Raw genomic sequence first — 17,293 nt, 5'->3', positions numbered from 1 at the left:
CACGCAATGTTGACGCGCCGGGTCTCCTCTGGGGCGCATCATGGCTTGTATTTCCGGAGGTTCGGCGCGATTCTCTCCACTATGAAACGCTGGTCTGTCCGAAAGCTAGCCCACTTGCTTCTCGCGGTCTTCCTTGCCGCGGGAATGGGCATTTCGGTCGCCCAGGCGAGCGGGATGGCCGCGATGATGGCGACGATGTCCGACATGGCAATGTCGGCCCAACGAGACTGCCAGGGTTGCCCCGACCAGCCCAGCGATAGCGCCATGAAGGCGATGGGCTGCGGCAGTATCTGCGCCGCACCCATGGTCTCACCGCTTCCAACGGTCGCGTTCGTTCCGCCTGTTGATGATCCGGCTTCCGAGGCGATCCGCGAACCCCTCCTCGTTGGCAGGGCGTTGCAGCCCGACCCCGATCCACCACGAACCTCCGACATCGGCTGATTTCCGGCGGTCGCCTCCAAGCGACAGTGCCGGTCAAGCGAACGCGTGCGCATAGAGGCCCATGCGTTCCGTCATCGACGATGATTGGAAGGATCGAATGTGAATAGCCAATCCCATTGTCTCGTGTCTCGCCGGGCTCTGCTCCAGGCCGGCGCGGGCCTTCTGCTGGCGAGTGCGTTGGCACCGTTCCCGGCGCGGTCCGCTTCGTCCGACGGCTACCGCATCGTCGCCGCGCCCGCCCGCGCACGATTTGCCAGGCCGGATCGGCCGGAAACGGATGTCTGGACCTACAACGGAACGGTTCCAGGCTCGGTCGTGCGCCTTCGCCAGGGCGAGCGCGCTCGCCTCGTCGTCGAAAACCGCCTCGACCAGGAAACGACGGTCCACTGGCACGGCATCCGGCTGCCCAATGCCATGGACGGGGTGCCTGGACTGACGCAGCCGCCGATCGAGCCGGGGAAGAGCTTCGTCTACGAATTCACGCCTCCGGACGCCGGAACCTTCTGGTACCACCCGCACGCGAACAGCCTCGAGCAGCTCGGCCGCGGTCTCGCCGGAGCCATGATCGTGGAGGAGAGCGAGCCCGTCGCCGTCGACCGTGACCTTGTCTGGGTGATTTCCGACTGGCGATTGAACGACGGGGGCGGAATCGCACCCCGCTTCGGCAACCGGATGGAGGCGGCGATGTCCGGCCGTGTCGGCAACACCGTAACGGTCAACGGCCGGGTCTCCGAAGCGGAGTCCTTCCTGGCGGGCGAGCGCGTCCGTCTACGCATCGTCAACGCATCTCTCGCACGCATCATGGCCTTGCGTTTCGAGGGGCATCGACCGACGATCGTCGCCCTCGACGGTCAGCCCTGCGATCCGCACGAGCCGGAGAACGGCCGAATCCTTCTCGGCCCTGCCATGCGCGTCGATCTCGCGCTCGATCTTGGGGGCGAGCCAGGGCGGCGCTACGACGTCATCGACGATTTCTATGACGGGCTGTCCTACCGGCTTACGCAGCTTGCCTATGACGCGCGGCGGCCCATCCGCGATCACTCTGTCGACGCGCCCGTTGCACTGCCCCGCAACCCCTTGCCGGAGCCCGACCTCGCGTCGTCCGAGCGCCACACGCTGACGCTGCAGGGCGGCATGATGGGCGGCGGCATGATGGGCGGCGGCGGTGGAATGATGGGCATGGGCCACGGCGCGGTCTGGGCAATCAACGGCCAGTCGATGAACGGCGACGGCCATGCTGGCATGGAACCGGCCCTCGTTTTTGAGCGGGGCCGCAGCGTCGTGCTGGAACTACGCAACGAGACCGCCTGGTGGCACCCGATGCATATCCACGGGCACAGCCTGAAGGTGCTGAGCCGCAACGGCAGGGCCGTGCCGCACCGCCAGTGGCAGGACACGGTGCTGATGGCTCCGAAGGACGTCGTCGAAGCCGCCTTCGTCGCCGACAATCCCGGCGACTGGATGCTGCACTGCCATGTCATGGACCACCAGATGTCAGGGATGATGACCGTGCTGCGCGTCGCCTGAACAAGCAGAACCGCCCAAGGAGAACTGAAATGAACCCTTCAATCCGTTTCACCAGTCTCGCCGCTCTCATCGCCTTCGCCACGCCGGCGCTTGCCGATCCGCTGCAGGCGACGCTTTACAAGAACCCGCAATGCGGCTGCTGCGAGGGCTATGCCGCTTATCTGCGCGACAACGGCTTCAATGTCGACGTGAAGCCGACCAACGACCTTCTCGAGATCAGTCGCAAGGCGGGCGTGCCGGAAAACATGCAGGGCTGCCACACGATGTTCATCGACGGCTACGTGGTCGACGGGCACGTCCCCGTGAACGTCGTCCGCAAGCTTCTCAAGGAGAAGCCCCCGATCGCCGGCATCACCCTGCCGGGAATGCCGATGGGCTCGCCGGGCATGGCCGGCACAAAGACCGAACCGTTCGTGATCTACACCGTGCCGAAGGACGGCAAGGTACCGGAGGTCTACGCGACGGAATGAACAAGATGGACACCGACACCGCTAGGACCTCTGCGCCGTCTCTCACGCGCCGTCGGTCGCTTCTGCTGCTGGGCGCTGTAGGTCTCGCCGGGCTTGCGGGCGTTATCGCGTTCCAGGGACCACCCTCCCAACCAGCACCTGAGAGCGCGCCGAAAGGCTTGGTGCTGAACGACACGCCCAAGCCGATCCCGGACCTCAGGTTCACGGATGGCGACGGACAGCTGCACACACTTGCCGACTTCCGCGGCAAGGTCGTTCTGCTCAACGTCTGGGCGACCTGGTGTCTGCCGTGCCGCAAGGAGATGCCGACCCTCGATCGACTGCAGGCGGCGCTAGGCGGAGACAGGTTCCAGGTCGTCACCCTCTCGGTCGACCGCCAGGGAGCAGCGGCGGTGAAGGCGTTCTTCTCGGAGATAGGGGTGCGGCGTCTCGCCGTGCACGTCGACGTTTCGGGTCAGGCGCTTTCCGCCCTTGCGGCTGTCGGATTGCCCACGACACTCCTGATCGACGAGGAAGGACGGGAGCTCGGCCGCCTGATGGGCCCGGCCAAATGGGAAGCACCGGACATGATAGCGTTCCTTATGTCGATCGTGGAAGGGAAAGCGGAAGGCGTCGCCGCCTCCATGAACAAGGGGAGTTCGCGATGATGTATCCAGTGCGTATGGTGCGACTGGCACTGCTCGCGGTCGCCGCGTTTTTCGTCTTGCTCACGCCCGCCGCGGCGCACTCGCTCGAGGAGGTCGACCAGGAACTTCGCGACAAGGAGCGGTACTTCCAGCCTGTGGACAGCGAAGCGCATGGCTTCACGCTGCAGGATGCCGACGGCCGCGTCATCGGACTTGAGGCCCTGCGCGGCAAGGTCGTCGTCTTGAATTTCGTCTACACCAACTGTCCGGATGTCTGTCCGCTGCATGCGGAGCGGATCGCCGAAATCCAGAAGATGATCAACGAGACGCCGATGAAGGAGATGGTCGAGTTCGTCACCATCACCACCGACCCGAGGCACGACGCCGGACCGGTCCTTCACGACTATGGCAAGGCGCACGGGCTCGATCCTCACAATTGGATTTTCCTGACGTCCGCTCCTGATAAGCCGGAGGATTCGACCCGCAAGATCGCTGAGGCTTACGGGCTCAAGTTTACCGAAGGCGACGGCGGCATGCAGATGCATGGGATCGTCACCCACGTGATCGACCAGGACGGCCGCCTTCGCGCGCGCTTTCACGGGCTGAAGTTCGAACCCGTCAGTCTCGTCGTCTTCGTCAACGCGCTGACAAACCGGACCCAGAAGCCGCACCCGCACCCCGAACCGGGCTTCTGGGAGAAGCTGAAAGGATCGCTCCCATGGTAACAGAAACGCCCGACAATGCCTCTTCCAAGCAGGAATCCGCTGGAACACGGGGGCGAGGCCTTAGGGTCTTGGCGTTCACCGCCGTTGCGGTGGCGGCCCTGTCGGTCGCGCTTTCCGGACTGGCGCTGCTGTTTGCCGTGGGCGTCCTTCCGCCCCTTCGCAAGACGGACGATCTCGAGCGGCAACTTCATGCCTATATTCTCGCCAACCCCGAGGTGATCCTTGAGTCCGTGAAAGGACTGGAAGCGCGCCAGCAGGCGGCGGCCAACAGCGAAGCGGCCAAGGTGGTCTCGGAGCGGCAAGATGAAATCTTCAACGACCCGGACGCGCCGGTCGGCATGAATCCCCAAGGCGATGCCATCCTTGTCGAATTCTTCGACTACAACTGCCCCTACTGCCGACAGGCGGCACCGCTGCTCGGCAAGCTCGAAAACGCCGACAAGGGGCTGCGTCTCGTCTTCAAGGAATATCCGATCCTCGGCCCCGGATCGGTCTTCGCCGCCCGCGCCGCGCTGGCGAGCCGCAAACAGGGTAAGTACCTTGCCTACCATCAGGCGATGATGTCCTACGAGGGCCGGATCACAGAAACCTCTAGGCTCGACGTTGCCGCCAACGTCGGAATCGACGTCGAGCGCCTGAAGAAAGACATGCAAGACCCGGCCATCAACGCGGCAATCAAGCGCAACATCGCCCTTGCGGAGGCCCTGCGCATCGGCGGCACGCCGAGCTTCGTCGTGGGAAAGGAGGTCGTCCGCGGGCTCGTCGACGAGGCGACCATGAAGCGGCTGATCGCATCAGCACGTGGGAGCTAGCCACCGATGTGGGCGAGGGCGGCTCTCTTTTCAGTGCTGGGGATTGCCGCGGCGGGGTTGGGACTCGTCGGCGCATGGCCATGGCTGGCGGCCCGGATTGCGAACGGCGATGCCTCGATCGAGACCCTCGCGCTCGGCAAGACGCTCTATGCCAAGCATTGCGCCGCCTGTCATGGGCCGAACCTCGAGGGGCAGCGCGACTGGAAAAGCCCGCTGCCCTCCGGGCGCATGCCCGCGCCGCCGCACGATGCATCCGGTCACACCTGGCATCATGCGGACGAAATGCTCTTCCGAATCACCAAAGAAGGGCCGGCGGCGGTTGTCGGTGGTGGCTACCAAAGCGATATGCCGGGGTTCGCGAAAATCCTGACTGATGATGAAATCCGCGTCGTGATCGCCTTCATCAAAGAAACATGGCCGGAACGGGAGCGCGAGTATCAAGCGGAGATGAGCCGCCGCGATCTAGGAGCAACTCAGTAATGGAGGGCATTGGGATCATCGTCATGGCCGTGCGCTGCCGAAAGCCGCCGCGCTCTATCATCGACTGGATCGGCCGGATTAATTTCAGCTTTTGAACCTGCCTATTTTGATCCGGAAAAAGGAACTAACGTTATCTGGCGGGGATTGCCAGGTTCGACCGAGTGATCACCAATGCTTATCGGTCCACATCCGGCGAAATCCGCTCTTCATCCTCGAGCGCTTTTTCGCCTGGTACCAGTGGCGCTCATGATCTCCGGTGAGGTCGGCCCCCGCGTTCCCAGATGTCGTAGGCTTTTTTGTTAGCACCCATAATTTCCCTTGGACATTTTCGGTGGAAGTGCAGAATTGGCTGGCACTGTTTCGTATCGAGGCCCCGATATCAGCGCGCCAGCGTCGGCCGGCCGGCGCTTGAGGAGTGTATCCATGCTATGGAATGTCACGCGAGTACACTTGAGCGTGCTCCTGGGGCTGCTTGTCCACCTTTCCTTCCACGTGAAGGTGGACGCGCATAGCGCCCCTTCAGGATGGTACTACCCTTACCAGTGCTGCAGCGACCGGGACTGTCAGCCGGTCCACGATACTGCCGTAGTTGAAGGGCCCGAAGGATATATCGTGGAAGAAACAGGCGAGATCATAGGCTACCAGGATCCGCGAGTAAAACCCTCGCCAGACGGTGAGTTTCATCTATGTCTGGGTACGGGTAACTTCCTAACGAGATGCCTTTTTGTGCCACCCCGAGCAGTCATGGGTATGGCTCCGAGCCTCAATAGAAATGACGGTTGAGATAAGCACCGCCAGACTGGCATAAGCATATACCGGATTAGCTCACCGCGGCATCATCTGTTCGCGTCGCCAATCACGGTTGCCACAACACCAGCTGACGTCAAATGGCCGTCCAAGCAAGTGCGACAAGCGAGCCGATCGCTTTGTGCATGTGCACGCGATCGGTTTATCGCCTGAGTAGTATTGAAAATGCCTGGGGCTGCGCCATCTCCTTTAGCCGGGTGATCACCTACGTTGTCACAAGGTCCTTTCAAGCAACATGAAAAAACCGCACGTAGTTCATTTGGGGGCAGAACATGCGCTTCGGTGAAGAACTCGAAGTCATTCTCAATGCCATTCCCCAGCCCATCATCATCAAAGACGAGCTTTCCCGCTTCCGGTTTTTAAACGATGCGGCATGTGAACTTCTCGGAAGGGCGCGCAGCGAACTGAGCGGACGTACGGATTACGACATCTTGCCAAGAGCGGAGGCCGATCGCATTCGTAAGATGGACAGACAAGTTCTCAGTTCCGGGGAGGAATTCTCTTTTGAGCAGGAGATACATGCTTCTGACGGGACGATCAGAAGTCTGGTAACCCAGAAACGGCAAGCCGAACTGGCCAGCGGTGTGCTCAAGGAAAGGATGGTGGTGGCGACAATATTGGATGTCACGGCCCGCCGTACAGCAGAGTCAGAGCTTCGCGCCAGCGAAGAACATTATCGTTCTCTGGTGGAGCTTCATCCCCAGGTTCCATGGACGGCCTCCCCGTCGGGGGAGGTTCTCGAAGTAGGGCCGCGCTGGAAGGAGATAACTGGGTTTGACCCCGCTGACGCGCTCGGGACGGGATGGGCGAGGGCGATGCACCCTGACGACCTTGAGAACGTACAGCGCCAGTGGTCCAGATCAGTTGCAACCGGAGATTCGTTGGACGTCGAGTTCCGCCTGGCAACTTCGGTGGACGGATATCGTTGGTTCCGCAACCGCGCTGCCCCGCACAAGGCGGGCGACGGAACCATCATACGATGGTACGGGACAGTTGAAGACGTCGACGACCGCCGCAGAGCGCTGGAGGCTGCCAAGGAAAGCGAGGCCCGTTTCAGGGCCATTGCGGATGATGCGCCGGTGATGATTTGGGTGACCGACGAAAGCGGCGCGTGCATCTACCACAGTCGCCTCTGGCTCGAGACGACCGGGCAGACCGCGGAGCAAGCGCGGGGACTCGGATGGATCGATGCCATTCACCCTCAGGACCGCGAGGAAGCTGAGAGTAGTTTTAGCGAAGCAGCCCGGCTCCGCACACCAGTCCGAACCGAGTACCGCCTTCGACGCGCCGACGGGAGTTACGCCTGGGTCATTGACGTCGGACAACCACGTTTTGCATCGGACGAAGCCTTCCTCGGCTATGTTGGCAGTGTCCTAGACATAACGGAACGGCGGCAGGCCGAACTTGCCCGGGAGGAGAGCGAGGCCCTCATCCGAAGCGTGTTTGAAAGTACGCCCGATTGCATCCGCCTGCTGGACATCGATGGACGTCCCCTGCTTATGAACCGGGCTGGAAGGCAACTGTTTGGGCTCGATGAGAACGCGACACTCGAAGATGTCGCGTGGCGTGATCTGGTGCCCGCGTCGGATGTGGCAAAAGCGGAGGCTGTTTACACCGAAGTTCGGAAGGGCCGGACGACGCGTCTCGAAACGGCGATACACGACAGTGCGGGTTTCAAACGATACATGGACGTCATCACCGCCCCGGTGCTCGGTGCTGCCGGTGAACCCATCCGCATGCTGGCGATTTGGCGCGACGTGACCGAAGCTCGGAAGGCAAGGAACGAGGCGGAATCCGCGCGCCATGAAGCCGAACGTCTGGCTGAACGGCTCTCAGGCGTCCTTGAGAGCACGATGGACAGCGTGCTGGTCGTCGACCGAAGCTGGCGGATCAGCTATTTCAACATCAAAGCCATGCGCCTGCTTCAGCTTGATGAACATGCGACAGGGCTCGATTTATGGAAGGTTTTTCCTGCGGACGAAAACTCGGTATTTGCGATCGAATTCCGGAGGGCGATGACCGACCGCAGCAACGCAAGCTTCGAAGAATATCTGGAGCCCCGTGGGATCTGGCTCGAAATGCATGCTGCGCCGACTTCCGAGGGGATGTCGCTGTTTTTCAGGGACATATCGGAACGGCGCAAGGCGGAGCAGGAGCGCTCCCTCGCGCACAGGCAAATTCATCATATGGCGCGGCACGACGCCCTGACCGGCTTGGCAAACCGTCAGTTCCTGCGCGAGGGATTCGAACGGCTATTGGACGGGTCGCGGGATAAGGCAACAACGGCAATTCTCAACCTGGACCTCGACGGCTTCAAGGCAGTCAATGACGCCTATGGCCATCCAGCTGGCGACCTGTTGCTACGCCAAGTGGCCGAACGTCTGCGTAACTGCGCCGAAGAGAACGACGTTGTTGCTCGGCTGGGAGGCGACGAGTTCGTTGTCCTGAGGACTGACCTCGACAACGAGGAGGAAGCGATCAATCTGGCAAAGAACATCATAGATTTGGTTGGAGCACCCTATGATCTCGATGGAACGCATGTAGATGTGGGAGTAAGTGTCGGGCTTGCCTTCGCCCCGAAAGATGGCCGGTCTGCGGATGAGCTCATCAAGGCTGCCGACATCGCCCTTTACCGAGCGAAAGCAAGCGGCCGCGGCACCTACAGACAATTTGCCCCAGGCATGGACGCTCACCTCCGAGCCAAGCAAGAAATGAAAATCGAACTTCGACGCGCCCTCGAGAGGGGCGAGCTGGAGTTGTTTTATCAGCCGCTGATAAACCTCGGCACTAAGCAGATCACGACCTGCGAGGCGCTCGTGCGCTGGAGACATCCCGATAAAGGATTGATCTCGCCCGTCGAGTTCATTTCGCTAGCGGAGGAAACGGGACTAATCATTCCGCTTGGGGAGTGGACGCTGCGCCAGGCGTGCAGGGAAGCCGCAAAATGGCCGCCGCACATCAGTGTAGCGGTAAATCTTTCGCCACTGCAATTTCGAAATCGTAAACTTTCCGCTCTCGTGGCAGATTCACTTCGAGAAGCCGGATTGGATCCTTCGCGCCTGCAGCTCGAAATAACGGAGTCGGTGTTGCTCGACGAAAGTGACAATAACCTGCATATTCTGCAGGAAATTAGGCAGGTTGGCGCCAAAATCGCGATGGATGATTTTGGAACCGGCTACTCCTCCCTCAGTTACCTGAGAACTTTCCCCTTCGACAAAATTAAGGTCGACCGTGAGTTTATAAGCGACTTGCCTACCGGCAAGGAGTCCCTCGCAATCGTCAGGGCTGTAGCGGGCATTGGACGAAGTTTAGGAATAACCACCACTGTGGAGGGCGTGGAGACACAGACCCAATTAGACGCCGTCAACGCCGAAGGTTTCGATGAGGCACAGGGATATCTATTCGCCCGCCCTCTTTCTGCGGAGCAAGTGTTCGAAGTGATAAAAGCCCGCAGATCGAGTGACAGCGCCCACCCTACCTTCCCCACAGAACGGTGGATCGGGAAAAACCCTTCACTCTAGGAAGCGGCCTCAGCCAATTCCGCTGTTTTGCCTGGAATCGGCACGATGGCTTTGCTCTTGCTGGGCCGAGATCGCCGGCCGGACGCGCGCAAGCTGCTCGACGTCGTTTGCGTGCCCCAGATATTTGGCATAGTCCGAAATCGGGCGGGGCCGGCCCACAAGGTAGCCTTGTACCTGATCGCAGCTCTCCCGGGTCAAGAAGGCAAGCTGGTCCGTCGATTCCACACCTTCAGCGATAATGGGAAGATTGAGGCCGCGCCCAAGTCCGATGACGGCCCGAATGATTGCTGAAGATTGGGAGAGTCCAATGTTGCGCACAAAGGACTGATCAATTTTGATCTTATCGAAGGCGAAGGATTGCAGATACGATAGCGAAGAATAGCCGGTCCCGAAATCGTCCATTGCAATCCGCAAACCCAGCGCCTTAAGTTGACTCAACGTCGAAATGGCACGTTCCAGGTCGTCGATCAAAACGCCTTCTGTGATCTCGAGCTCCAAGCGTTCGGGCTCAAGTCCCGTTTCGATCAGGGCTGACTTTACAAGCCCAGCCAGATCGCCGTGTTTGAATTGCACCGGCGAGAGGTTTACGGCGACCGAAAGCTTCCGCGGCCACGAGGCTGCCTCCCGGCAGGCCTCTCGCAACACCCACTCGCCGATCTCGATCATCAGGCTGCTCTCTTCGGCAATCGGGATGAAGACTGTCGGGGGGATATTGCCACGAGTCGGATGGTTCCACCGCAGCAAGGCTTCGAAGCCGGTGACATCCCCGCCGATGTTAGCCTGCGGCTGATAGACAATAGACAGTTGCTGTTGAGAAATTGCCGCTTGCAGATCACGTTGCAGCTCTCGCCGCTCCCGCAACCACTTGTCCATTTGCGGTTCGAAGAACCGGGCCGTACCACGCCCATCGGCTTTAGCGCGATAGAGGGCTGCATCGGCATTGCCCATGAGTTCGGCGGCGTTGTCCCCGTCCGCGGGAAAAACTGCTACGCCAAGGCTTGTACCCATTCGGATCCGAGTGCCTTCGATCTCTGCGTCCTCGCTCAGAACCGTGATAATCAGGTCGGCTACCTGCGCTGCGGAGCTGGCGTCACCTTCTGCCAAAACCATGAACTCGTCACCGCCGAGGCGCGCTACAAAGGCGCCAACCGCGACAGCGCAAAGACGTTTGGCGGCCAGGCACAGAACCAGATCCCCAACATTATGGCCGAAGAGGTCGTTGACCTCCTTGAACCGGTCCAGATCGAGGCACAGGACTGCAAACGGTGACCCTTGCATACGGTGGTGTTCGAGGAGTGCATCGAGTTTCTGCTTCAGAGCTGCGCGGTTGGGCAGATCGGTGAGAGGATCATGCAGCGCCAGATGTGCTATCTGCCGTTCGGCATCCCGGTGCTGGGTCACATCCTCGTGCGTAGAAACCCACCCGCCATCGGAGGTCCTCTCGTGATGAACCCGAATGACCTTGCCAGACTTCAGCTCCACCGACCAGTCCTGGGGCGATGCCTTGGAATTGATCGCATCGCACCAGGCCAGATATTCGTCGTGCGGCACAACCGGGCAGGCGCCGACCGCGTAACGCAGCTCGGTTATCTCGCTTAAAGTCATGCCTGGCTTGATCATCTCCGGAGGTAGGCCATACACCTCCGCGTACCGCCGATTGGACAGAATCAGCCGCTGGTCCGCATCGAAGAAGCAGACCCCCTGACCGATATTTTCAAGCGTTGTGGCGAACTGCATTTTGAGTTGGGCAAGCTGTTTCTCCGTCTGCAGCAACTCGAGACGGGCTTTTACACGTGACAGCAGCTCTTCGGTCAGCACGGGTTTGACGACGCAGTCCACCGCACCCGCGGCAAAGGCGTGCTCTCGATCGGCGGCAGTGGAAACGAGGTGAATCGTTGGAACAGATTGGAACTCTTCCCGACGTTTTGCATCTCCCAAGAATTCGCCGTCGATACCGCTATCCAGCAATAGGAGGTCCGGCTTTACCAATCGCGCATGTTGCTTAAATGTCCGGTAGTCTGGAGAGCAAACGCATGAATATCCCATTTCCCGAATGCTCCGCGCGACCGACGAGGCCTCCTCATAGCTCCCTCCGGCAAGAATGATCAAAGGAGTCGAAGAACGTGTATGGCTGGCGGAGATCAGCATGGAATGCTCCCTTGCATTCATGAAGTGACGCAGAACCCCATAGGTCGGGGGGAATCCCGTAATCCTAAATACAACGCACGATCTGATTGCTAAGCAATACTACACTTTTAGAGGGTTTCTGTTTGGTCCTTTCCGAGTTTTGGTTAAATTTTAGACGGTCGCGACAAAGCGGCCCTAACCCGCCTCAACGAAGAACGGCGGCCCGCTGAGGTTTTTCGGAGCAATCGGCCTTAGAGAGGTTTTCCCACTTCACACCGTTTAGGCGTGACTTTGTTCTAGAGTGGTAACCGCTGGCTCAGGGATCGGGGCAAAATCCAGCCTCGGCAGAGCAAACTCGTCGATGATTGCGTAGAACACCGGTCTCTGCAAAATGCACAACTGAGGCGACGTCGCGAGTCCCGCCAATCAAGGAGCTGTCGTTCCTGATGATCGGCCGTTAAGCAGTTGAGAGATCGCCGTTACCAACTGCGCCATGGCGAAGGGCTTTTCGAGCATGATGCTGTTTGGAACGCCCTTTGACGCCCAATCGGGAGCGCTGTCTCCGCTAACATAGACGACCGGTATTTCCGGATCGATTTCCCGCGCGACGCGTGCGACATTCCAGCCGTCCGGGGGCTCGCGGAACCGAATGTCGGTGACTATCCCTTGTATGGAAGCATCTCCGGCATTCAAAAGCGCGATCGCCTTCCGTCCGCTCGATACCGCTATGACACTGAAGCCTGCCTCGGCGAGCGCCTGTTCGAAATCAAGCAGCAATAGCGCCTCATCCTCCGCCAACAATATGGGAACCGATTCCACCTCGTATGTCCCCCAACAATCGAAGGCTGATCAACGCAGGGGAAGGCAAACGGTTCCAAACTTTTGGTGGTCGGCTGGCGGCTACGTGCTGCTGCCCTCCCCCAGCATTCGTAAATGCAGCGTCACGAACGTTTTCAAAGCAGAGGATGCAGTCGGCGACCCAAAGGTCATGACTTGCCCGGTGTGATGACGAAGGATGGGGGATTAAAGCAGGTCTTCTTGCCTGAGCAAGGTTCGAGAAGGTTCGTGACGGGAACGTGACTACCTGAAAGTTCCACCGATCGGCGCAATCGTCGGTGACTTTCCTAGAGGGTTCATCTCGCCCCAGCTCGGTCAGCTGGGGCCCTCCAGAAGGTCCGACTGAGCAGCTTTCTCTACACGTAGAACTTCTGGTCGGGACTGTTCACGTCTGATTGTCCGGCGTAGTTAAGGCGACGTGGAGCAAGGCGGCATCGCGCACGCCGCTTTCGAAGAGTTTAATCAGCCTCTTCGCGACTGATTCGGCTTCGTCACTCTCCCGAGATAGCTTTAGTTCTCGCAGAACGTCTTCGAGGACAGCCTGAAGGTCATTGAGCTCTTCGGGGGAGATCGACAGACAGCGTTGGTGGGCGCCCATCACGGTACCTCCTCTATTGGAGAGCGAAGCGAAAATCATCTTCCCGTCATCGGCACGTGCTGGCAACCAACCAGTGATAGAGGCAAATGCAGGGGCGCGTTCTCCTGCCAACGGCTCCATCCGAATCGCGCGGGTAACGCAATCGCGCGAGGTCGGGAGGGACGTAACCGCGCGAGATCTCGCGCTGGCGTTCAGGCTTGGCGAAGGTTTGCAAAGACTGTCAGCATAAATCCGCGGGCGCTTAAGCTCGTGCCGCCGAAGTCCCGCCGTTCAAGCGGCCATTTCTGCACGGCGGGGCGAGACGCACGTTATCGGCCTGCGCTCTCGCCGTGGTCTGACGTGCGTCCTTCTTCTTCGTCGAGCTGCTTTTCCGCTTCGTGCCAGTGGCGCTCATGCCCTCCGTCAGGTCGTCCCTCGCGCTCCCAGATTTCGTAGGCGCGCCTCCGAATGCGCGCTTGCTTTTCGTTGGTGCCTTTACCCGACGGCTCGGTGCCAGTCTGGTTTGGCCTCTCCAGTTCGCGTTCAATCATCTCCCTGGAGCCCTCGACCGGATCTTCGTTCCGTTTTTTGCGCTCAGGCATCATTTCCTCCTTTGTAGATTACTTTTGACCGATACCGTCGAGCAGGAAAAGGCGGGTACGACAGTGCACCGCCAGGTTCAGGAGCTCTCGTCGACACGACAGCAGTGCTCCAAGGCTGCCGACCTCCGATTGCAATGAAGAGCTCAGGCGGGCTCATTCGCATCGGTCAATAGTTTGCCACCACAACGTTGCACAGCCAACATTTAGGTAGGCGTCCAGACCAGGCAGGCCGGTCTTTGTGAACGCATCAGCAACGGCGTCGCTGACGGTAAGTTCGCCTCAAACACGGCCGTCGCCACAGAGGACAGGAAATCACCCTTCGAAGGTTTTCGCAATGGAACGAGTTGAGCTTCCGGCGGGTTATTCCGATTGGAAAGTTCGGGAGGTCCCAATGAAGGAAGCTCTCTGGCGCGTACCCCTTTCGGTAACTCTTCAGAACGGCATGCCTCGCCTATTCCGCGGACCTTATGACGCTCTCGATTTTCTGGAATACGAGTGGCCGAGCCACGGCAAGTGGCACCACCGCGCGATTCGCGACTGCCGTGCCGCCCTTTCGGGGATCGTCGCCGCCGAGGTTGCAAGAGCGTCGTTTGCCGCGGCTTGCGCCGAGGCGTCTTTGTCGCTTAGCGACGCACACGCCGCCGGCGTTGCCGAGACGTCTGCAAAGCCGGCTGCCAAGCGGCAGCATTGAGCCGAGCCGCGGATCGATTCTGCGACGTCTCGTCCGGCGGCAGCTCCCGACATCCCAATGCCACTCGGTCAAGGTGAAGAAAGGAGAAAACCATTTCTGATCCCGGGGAGCATCTCCATGCATGGCTCAGGGACGCGCATGCGATGGAAGAGCAGGCGATCACCATGCTGACGAGCCAATTGGCGCGCTTGGAAAACTACCCGGAACTGAAGGCCCAAATAGACAAGCGCCTCCAGGAGACTCGCGATCTGGCGGCGATGTTGGAGCGCTGCCTGGAACGGGTCAGCGGCGGCACCTCCGGTCTCAAGGATATTGCTGCAAAGATGGTCGCGTTCGGTCAGGGGCTAAGTGGCCTATTCGTCGACGACGAGGTCGTGAAGGGCTCACTCGCGAGTTTACATTCGAGCAGATGGAGATCGCCAGCTACAAGGCTGCAGCCGAACATGTGGGCGACCAGGAGACCAAGCGGGTCTGCGAAACCATCCTGCAGCAGGAAGTCGCGATGGCAGAATGGCTCGACGCAGACGCCACCGCGATCACGCGCAAGTTCCTCGAGTGCGATCAGCAAGGGCTGGCGGCGAAACACTGAGCGAAACGACGCCATACCGCGCGAGAAAGTGGTCTCGCGAAGATGGAGGAACATTCCCGGAATTTCGCGATTTGATGCAGAAATCGCGTTATGCGGGAGCGGCTTATGTTTCTGGTCGCGAAAGACACAATCAAGTTCAGCATTCTTGTCGGACTTGCGGCGATCTTCGTCGATGCCTCCATCGCCCACGGACTACTATGGGAGAACGATCCCTACTGGACCTATTGGGTGACAAAAACCTTCCTGATCACCACGGTGTTCCTGTTCGGCACTGCGTTCATCGGAATTGGCATCGTGCCCGGCCTGGTTCTGACGGCGGTGCATACCCTAATCCTCGAAATCTACTATCAATGGCTGGCGCCGGTTGGCTTACCGCAGGAACCGGAATGGCTCGACTTCAATCATCTCTGGGTCACCGGCCTGCCGGTGCACTTCCTTGCCATTCTTGGCGGATACGCATTGGCGCTCTGGCTGTGGCGCCGCAATCATCCGGTGCTCGAGGCTGAGCGGGGTGAGACATGGCGTTTCGTCGTCTATGGGCTGGTGACGTCCGTGATCATTGTGGCGACCGACGGAATCTTTACCCAACTCCTGCTGCTGCAGGACTTCCCCGGCATCACCTTTTTCGTCCAGCGCCTGCTGATCAGTTTCGTTTTCGTTTGCGTCTGGACGGCATATGCCGGCGCCGGACGCACCGGTGTGGCTTTGGGGGCGCTGATGCTCGCGCTCGTCTGGACGACCTACAGCATGTATCTCGGACCGCGCGGGCTGCCGTTCGAGCAGCCGTATTATTCCGGCTATTGGGACCTGTGGTGGTTCTCGTTTCCGGGTGGCTTCGTCTCCGCGGTGATCGGCTGGTGGGTCGGAGGATGGGCCATGAAGAACCGGCGGATGATCACTGTCTCAAGCGTCGCTATCGCTGGAATGATGATGAGCTTGCCTGCCGACCCGCTATACGCGCAGAGCAGAGGCACCGATGGCTTGGCGGCTTCGGCGCGCGCCTCGGGCCAAGCTGTCCGGGTCGTGGGGCCCGATGCGGTAAACATGAACACCACGCAACCGGTGACCGGCACGATCACCATCCAGGCGGTGGAGATGGGAAACCGCTGGTCGCACGTGCAGAACACCGATGCGATGACGGTCACCGCCCGGTTCACCGGGGGCGAGGCCACCTATGACGTCAAGATCGATAGGCCAATGCCGCGACATCCGCTCGGGCTGTACACAACGTGGTCGGGCGCTGTCCTCGAGCACGAGATGCATGGCGATACGGGCATAGGCACCAGCAAGCTGCCACGGATGCGGCCGAAGATCGCGCTCTGGGGCTGGGCGGAAGTGAGCCGCAACGGCGAGGTGATCGCGCGAGCCGCACCCGCCCATGTCATGGTCCTCACCGATGGGCCCATGCAGGGCGTGATGCTGGAGATCGCCACCGAAGACAAGAGCCTAGCCGCCGAGCCGGATGGCTACATTCATGTCATTTGGCCGAAAGTGGAGGCCCTCGAGATGCCGGAAAACCAAGAGCGCACGCGCCAAATCATCGGCTGGGTCGGGCTCGCGGCGTTCGTGGCGCTGTTCGGTGCATTGGCTGTTACACGAACGCCCGAACATTCACGCCGGGCCTAGTGCTCAACTGCCTCTTGATGCTTTACGGGACAATTGACAACTGGCTTTAACCTCTTCCGCTACATGATTGAGTGACGCCCGTCCTTACTTCCAACCTGCGTCAGATTGAATTGAGATACTCGATCAGTTCACCCTTTTCGTGATCGGTGAGCTTAAGCTCGAGGTGGCGGCGGTCGTAATGGTCAACGCCACGGAGTGGTCTCGCTCTGCTCTGCGGGGTTTTCCTAATAGTTGCAACAGCGTAGTTCCAAATCGTATTGCCGAGGAACTGGACAACCGCGCCGCGCGTTCCGCCAATGGCAAACTCGCAAAGGAGGCAACTAAATGCCTATCTTCTTTTTCTATGTGATGGTTCATGCGCCCCTCGTCATATGGACGGTCGCCATGGAAGAGCACGTTGCGTTTTACCGCGGCTCTGGTTCAGCGTACCAGTCAGCGGCGTCCGTGGACCAGTTGAAAGGGCAGCTACAAGAGGTTTAGCATTCGCCGTCTGAACGGCGAAGGCGGGTCCGACTGCCCAACAAGCGGTTCGACAACTTCTTCAATATTTGCTGTCCGACACCGGAATGCCCCCACAATTCGTGGTCCGCTTCTCGGCGATCGCTCGTCATGGTCACGAAGTCTTCCATAGTTGGACCCCTTGGGTTGCACGCCAAGGCCGGGCCTGACGTATCGTGCGCAGCATTAGATTTGCGCATAGCCACAAAGGAGAGGCCGGGAAGCGCGGCCTTCGTAGCCCCGGCCGCCGCGTTCGCCGTCAATCGGCAAGTCGCCGTCCGGCCGCCGGATCCGTCTCGCTGCAGCGGGTCAGGCGCGTAACCAGGTCTTCAACAGC

At 59.9% G+C, this 17,293-nt stretch carries 14 protein-coding genes and 1 pseudogene; 10 read left to right on the top strand and 5 right to left on the bottom strand.

Annotation, left to right across the window (positions count from 1 at the left end; genetic code table 11):
- Positions 1–38: 38 nt before the first annotated feature.
- Complete coding sequence (locus J2Z31_RS26065) at positions 39–305, bottom strand: hypothetical protein (RefSeq protein ID WP_209606173.1); 267 nt, start codon at positions 303–305, stop codon at positions 39–41.
- 235 nt (positions 306–540) lie between these two features.
- On the opposite strand from J2Z31_RS26065, the gene J2Z31_RS26060 reads away from it, so the two are divergent.
- The 7 genes from J2Z31_RS26060 (at position 541) to J2Z31_RS26030 (ending at position 9,409) form a co-directional block, all read left to right on the top strand.
- Positions 541–1,968 carry a multicopper oxidase family protein gene (locus J2Z31_RS26060; protein WP_209606171.1) on the top strand — a complete coding sequence of 476 codons (1,428 nt, stop codon included), beginning with the start codon at positions 541–543 and terminating at the stop codon, positions 1,966–1,968.
- Positions 1,969–1,997: 29 nt separating this feature from the next.
- Entirely contained in the window at positions 1,998–2,438 is a 441-nt protein-coding gene (locus J2Z31_RS26055; protein ID WP_209606169.1) for a DUF411 domain-containing protein, read from the top strand.
- Positions 2,435–3,085 (top strand): TlpA family protein disulfide reductase, encoded by a 651-nt coding sequence (locus J2Z31_RS26050; protein ID WP_209606167.1) that lies wholly within the window; start codon positions 2,435–2,437, stop codon positions 3,083–3,085. Before J2Z31_RS26055 ends, J2Z31_RS26050 begins: the two co-directional genes overlap by 4 nt.
- Positions 3,082–3,789, top strand: coding sequence for an SCO family protein (locus tag J2Z31_RS26045; protein WP_234939667.1), 708 nt, complete (start codon positions 3,082–3,084; stop codon positions 3,787–3,789). The genes J2Z31_RS26050 and J2Z31_RS26045 overlap by 4 nt, the downstream gene beginning before the upstream one ends.
- The gene (locus J2Z31_RS26040) at positions 3,783–4,601 is read left to right on the top strand and encodes a DsbA family protein (protein WP_209606163.1); all 819 of its coding nucleotides are present in this window, start codon (positions 3,783–3,785) and stop codon (positions 4,599–4,601) included. The genes J2Z31_RS26045 and J2Z31_RS26040 overlap by 7 nt, the downstream gene beginning before the upstream one ends.
- Positions 4,602–4,607: 6 nt before the next feature.
- A complete protein-coding gene (locus tag J2Z31_RS26035; protein ID WP_209606162.1) occupies positions 4,608–5,081 on the top strand; it encodes a c-type cytochrome in 474 nt (157 codons plus the stop codon).
- A gap of 1,079 nt (positions 5,082–6,160) precedes the next feature.
- A complete protein-coding gene (locus J2Z31_RS26030; RefSeq protein ID WP_209606160.1) occupies positions 6,161–9,409 on the top strand; it encodes a PAS domain S-box protein in 3,249 nt (1,082 codons plus the stop codon).
- A 9-nt stretch (positions 9,410–9,418) separates the two neighbouring features.
- Here J2Z31_RS26030 and J2Z31_RS26025 read toward each other — a convergent pair whose 3' ends face one another.
- The 4 genes from J2Z31_RS26025 to J2Z31_RS26010 form a co-directional block, all read right to left on the bottom strand.
- Positions 9,419–11,224 carry a putative bifunctional diguanylate cyclase/phosphodiesterase gene (locus tag J2Z31_RS26025; protein WP_209606265.1) on the bottom strand — a complete coding sequence of 602 codons (1,806 nt, stop codon included), beginning with the start codon at positions 11,222–11,224 and terminating at the stop codon, positions 9,419–9,421.
- A gap of 738 nt (positions 11,225–11,962) precedes the next feature.
- Positions 11,963–12,355, bottom strand: a complete 393-nt coding sequence (locus tag J2Z31_RS26020; protein ID WP_209606158.1) for a response regulator — start codon at positions 12,353–12,355, stop codon at positions 11,963–11,965.
- Between the two features lie 403 nt (positions 12,356–12,758).
- Complete coding sequence (locus tag J2Z31_RS26015) at positions 12,759–12,971, bottom strand: hypothetical protein (RefSeq protein ID WP_209606156.1); 213 nt, start codon at positions 12,969–12,971, stop codon at positions 12,759–12,761.
- Positions 12,972–13,279: 308 nt separating this feature from the next.
- Entirely contained in the window at positions 13,280–13,552 is a 273-nt protein-coding gene (locus J2Z31_RS26010; protein ID WP_209606154.1) for a DUF2934 domain-containing protein, read from the bottom strand.
- Positions 13,553–13,943: 391 nt separating this feature from the next.
- Between J2Z31_RS26010 and J2Z31_RS26005 the strand changes: the two genes are divergently transcribed.
- From J2Z31_RS26005 to J2Z31_RS25995, 3 genes and pseudogenes are all read left to right on the top strand, one after another.
- Positions 13,944–14,243: a DUF982 domain-containing protein gene (locus J2Z31_RS26005; RefSeq protein ID WP_209606152.1), complete on the top strand. Its 300-nt coding sequence runs from the start codon at positions 13,944–13,946 to the stop codon at positions 14,241–14,243.
- A gap of 92 nt (positions 14,244–14,335) precedes the next feature.
- Positions 14,336–14,832 (top strand): annotated as a pseudogene (locus tag J2Z31_RS26000) (ferritin-like domain-containing protein).
- A gap of 105 nt (positions 14,833–14,937) precedes the next feature.
- A complete protein-coding gene (locus tag J2Z31_RS25995) occupies positions 14,938–16,458 on the top strand; it encodes a hypothetical protein (RefSeq protein WP_209606150.1) in 1,521 nt (506 codons plus the stop codon).
- Positions 16,459–17,293 lie beyond the last annotated feature (835 nt).

This window comes from Sinorhizobium kostiense, assembly GCF_017874595.1.
Classification (GTDB): domain Bacteria; phylum Pseudomonadota; class Alphaproteobacteria; order Rhizobiales; family Rhizobiaceae; genus Sinorhizobium; species Sinorhizobium kostiense.
This window is presented reverse-complemented; position numbering and strand designations above follow the sequence as displayed.